1 protein-coding gene is annotated in these 1,081 nt (G+C 60.6%); it reads left to right on the top strand.

The features are described 5' to 3' along the window. Window positions 1–940 (top strand): IS110 family RNA-guided transposase (locus AO065_RS00015; RefSeq protein ID WP_155737739.1); only part of this gene is annotated, 940 nt, incomplete at its 5' end. Window positions 941–1,081: the final 141 nt, after the last annotated feature.

The following is a 1,081-nucleotide window of genomic DNA, read 5'->3' as shown; positions in this document are numbered from 1 at the left end:
GGTGAAAGCCGTCTACGAGGCCGGACCGACCGGATTCGGCCTGTACCGAGCTCTGAATCAAGCGGGTGTGGAGTGCGTGGTGGTTGCGCCGTCGAAATTGCAGAGACCTGCTGGTGACCGCGTCAAGACCGATGCTCGCGACGCGCTGCATCTGGCGCGGTTGCTCCGACTGGACGAGATCGTCGAGGTCACGGTCCCTTCGGTAGAACAAGAGGCAGCCCGAGATCTGGTCCGTGCCCGTGAGGATGCTCGCGGGGATCTGATGCGATGCCGACATCGCTTGTCGAAACTTCTTCTGCGGCAGGGCATTGTCTATTCTGGTGGTGCGGCGTGGACTGGTGCGCATGATGTGTGGCTACGAAGTCAGAGGTTCGAGCAGTCGGCGTTGCAGGCCACGTTCGACTCGAACTATGAAGCGATGCTGCTCACCCGAAGCCGCCGTGACCGACTGGATACGGCGATCGAGGAGATGGCGGAGAACAGTCCCTACACGCCGATGGTGCACCGTTTGGGATGTTTACGCGGAATCTCTACTTTGACCGGGTTCGGGTTGGCGGTCGAGATCGGCGACTGGCAGCGATTTACGGGGAGCACCATCGGTTCCTATGTCGGCCTGGTGCCGAGTGAATACTCTTCGGGGACATCACGATCACAGGGTTCGATCACCAAGACCGGCAACGGTCATGCACGTCGGTTGTTGGTCGAGGCAGCATGGCATCACCGCAAGATCTACCGCAACCCTGGACAGGTCATGCGCACTCGATGGGCGAAAGCCAGCCCCGCTGCGCGTGCTCGTGGGCATGCCGGCAACCACCGCCTGCATCATCGGTGGGAGCAGTTCACCGCCCGTAAGAAGCGTCCGGTGATCGCCAATGTCGCCGTAGCCAGAGAACTTGCGGGATGGTGTTGGTCGCTGGCGGTCGTCGACGACCAGCCCTGAGCTTGTCCTTCCCCTAGATTTCGGTCGATAGACAATCGCAAAGGGCGTGATGGCAGCGTGAGGAACGATCTGCGAAAACAACTATGGGCAGCAACAGGTTCCGAAATTGGAACCGATTGCGACGCCCGACCCTAGAGCAGC

Origin of the sequence: Pseudomonas viridiflava, from assembly GCF_001642795.1 — a bacterium.
GTDB classification, from domain to species: domain Bacteria; phylum Pseudomonadota; class Gammaproteobacteria; order Pseudomonadales; family Pseudomonadaceae; genus Aquipseudomonas; species Aquipseudomonas viridiflava.
The sequence above is the reverse complement of the archived record's forward strand: the minus strand, read 5'-3'. Positions and strand labels throughout refer to the sequence as shown.